Origin of the sequence: Desulfosarcina cetonica JCM 12296, assembly GCF_001311845.1 — a bacterium.
GTDB classification, from domain to species: Bacteria; Desulfobacterota; Desulfobacteria; order Desulfobacterales; family Desulfosarcinaceae; genus Desulfosarcina; species Desulfosarcina cetonica.
The window spans coordinates 1-2,068 of record NZ_BBCC01000401.1 but is presented as its reverse complement, the minus strand read 5'-3'; the positions used below and the strand labels follow the sequence as shown (position 1 = coordinate 2,068).

At 63.9% G+C, this 2,068-nt stretch carries 5 protein-coding genes; 1 reads left to right on the top strand and 4 read right to left on the bottom strand.

Annotation, left to right across the window (positions count from 1 at the left end; all coding sequences use genetic code 11):
- The 3 genes from JCM12296_RS34345 to JCM12296_RS34335 form a co-directional block, all read right to left on the bottom strand.
- Positions 1 to 759 (bottom strand): phage late control D family protein (locus tag JCM12296_RS34345; RefSeq protein WP_054702613.1); only part of this gene is annotated, 759 nt, incomplete at its 3' end.
- Positions 760 to 1,050, bottom strand: a complete 291-nt coding sequence (locus JCM12296_RS34340) for a LysM peptidoglycan-binding domain-containing protein (RefSeq protein ID WP_054702610.1) — start codon at positions 1,048 to 1,050, stop codon at positions 760 to 762. It lies immediately after the preceding gene.
- Positions 1,051 to 1,470 (bottom strand): hypothetical protein, encoded by a 420-nt coding sequence (locus tag JCM12296_RS34335; RefSeq protein WP_246805309.1) that lies wholly within the window; start codon positions 1,468 to 1,470, stop codon positions 1,051 to 1,053.
- Here JCM12296_RS34335 and JCM12296_RS46720 point away from each other — a divergent pair.
- Positions 1,469 to 1,702, top strand: a complete 234-nt coding sequence (locus JCM12296_RS46720) for a hypothetical protein (protein WP_246805307.1) — start codon at positions 1,469 to 1,471, stop codon at positions 1,700 to 1,702. The genes JCM12296_RS34335 and JCM12296_RS46720 overlap by 2 nt on opposite strands.
- 30 nt (positions 1,703 to 1,732) lie before the next feature.
- Here the strand turns inward: JCM12296_RS46720 and JCM12296_RS34330 are convergent, their stop codons facing one another.
- The gene (locus JCM12296_RS34330) at positions 1,733 to 1,927 is read right to left on the bottom strand and encodes a hypothetical protein (RefSeq protein ID WP_157068180.1); all 195 of its coding nucleotides are present in this window, start codon (positions 1,925 to 1,927) and stop codon (positions 1,733 to 1,735) included.
- Positions 1,928 to 2,068 lie beyond the last annotated feature (141 nt).

The window sequence follows — 2,068 nt, the reverse complement described above, 5'->3', positions numbered from 1 at the left end:
CACGGTTTCCGACACGGTCCCCTGCCCGGCCGTTTCCGCCCGGTCGAAGCGCACCTGGTCGGCCTGGTGGCCGTCGTCGCGGACGTCGAACCGCTGGCAATTGGTGGCCTCACCGGCATAGACCATGATGGTCTCCTGGGGCTCGGCATCGAGCTGCATGGGGCCGAAATAGACCGCACCGTCACGAAACAGCAGATCGTAGCCGTTGGCCTCGGCCCGCCGCCTGAGAAAGACGATGTCGGTTTCATCCTGGTTGAGGGTCAAATCGCTCTGTCCGGCACCATTGTCCGGATCGGGCGTCAGTCCGTAGTTGGCCAGGATGGTGGTGACGATGATGGAATCGCTGGTGGGCACGTCACCGCCCCAGACCTCGCGCACGTGCCCCCGGTCGAGCTGCAGGGAATCGTCCTGACACTGCACCGTAACGGTGGCCGCGCCACTCTCCTCGGGATAATCGGCCCGGATCTCGCGCACGAAGCCGCGCATGACCTCCTCCGTGGTGGAACCAAAGGCCGCTTCGATGACGATCGGCTCCCAGGGAGCGAAAACGCCGCTGTCCTGCACTTCCCATTGCCCCTGGCCGTCGCGGCGGGTTTCGAAGATCAGGGTGGCCACCGCGGGTCGCCTGCGGCTGGCCGAGACCGTCACTTCCGTTAAAAACGGATAGAGATCGACGATCTCCGCAGCGGCGGTGCCGACCTTGATGATGCATTCGGCCGGTTCACGGAATTTGGCTTCCAGGAAATCCAGCAATCCCATTTATTCCCTCGCTTTGGGGATCAGGATGACCTGCCCCTGCATGGATTCGAGCACCATGTCGCCCCCGTAGAGGAACTCCGGGTTGGCGTCGACGATGCGCCACCACAGGCGGTCGTCGTTGTAATAATGGCTGGCCAAAAGATCGAGACGGTCACCCGCCGTGATCACGTGCTCGATAACCCCCGTGGCCGTGGCGATATCACGTGGCCGGAGCCCCTCAAACGGTGTCGACCCGTCGGCTGCCGCATCAAAGGTCCGGGTCTTTTCGTAGCGTGAGCCTTTTTTCAGCATTCAGAAAATTCCTCCGACCACCGTTCGACCGGTATTCATCGCCGCGCCGACTACCTGGCGCACTTTTTCCACCGTATAGAACGGGTTGTTGCCTTCGATGACCTGCATGCTCAAGGTGGCCCTGGCCCGGTAGGGAACCAGCGACGGCAGGTGCGCCTGTTCGGTGATTTCGACGCTGGTGAGAAAAACCGGTAGAATATGCGTGCCCCACACCAGCAACAGAACCGAGGCCGACTCGCTGCGCTGGAAGGCCCGCTGCCCCCCGAGGCCGAGACTGGCCAGGGTCTGCAAGCCCCCCGGACCCTGGGACTTGGGTTCGACCATGCTGCGCAGGGTATCCAGTTCCGGCTCGACGCCGAACTGGGAGGCGATCCCATCGCCGTCGTTCATGCGATCGGTGGCGTCGAGCAGGATCTCCATGCTGAAGCGCTCCGGCTGGACGGTCACCCCCTGGGCGACCCGCGCCGTTTCCGTAGGCAGCGCGAAGTCATATCCGCCGCGCGTGCCGGGCGCGCTTCCCGTGCGCAGGGTGATGGTGGCGGGTGCGCGTCAGGCGTTCGGGGTTGAATTCGAACACGAGCACCAGTGGCGGCAGGGAGAGGGCGTATTCGATGAGCATGCCTTTCATGGTGTTGAGCATAAGAACCTCTGATGCGGTTTTAACGGGTCCGTAAAAAATGGATCAACCACCCGCTTGGGGATCGCGGCCCTGTCTGGTGTTCAACTGGTCCGCCACGGCCGCGGCGATCTGCCGGGCGATATGGCGAGCCCCGGTTCCCGGCATGGCCATGACGGGCGGTACGGCCAACCGCTCACATGTTCCGCCGGCCGCCACCGGCACACCGGCCAGTTCCTCGGCCACCCAGCGGGCGATCAAATGGGCCTGATCCCGGTATTCAGCGGGAAGACGCAGCTGCAGGCGATCGATTTCAGCATAAAACCCCCTCGCAGATGGCTGGCCAGGGTTCCCAGGTCCGCCCGGGCCAGCTCGCGGCCGTCCTTGCCCAGCTCCCGCCAG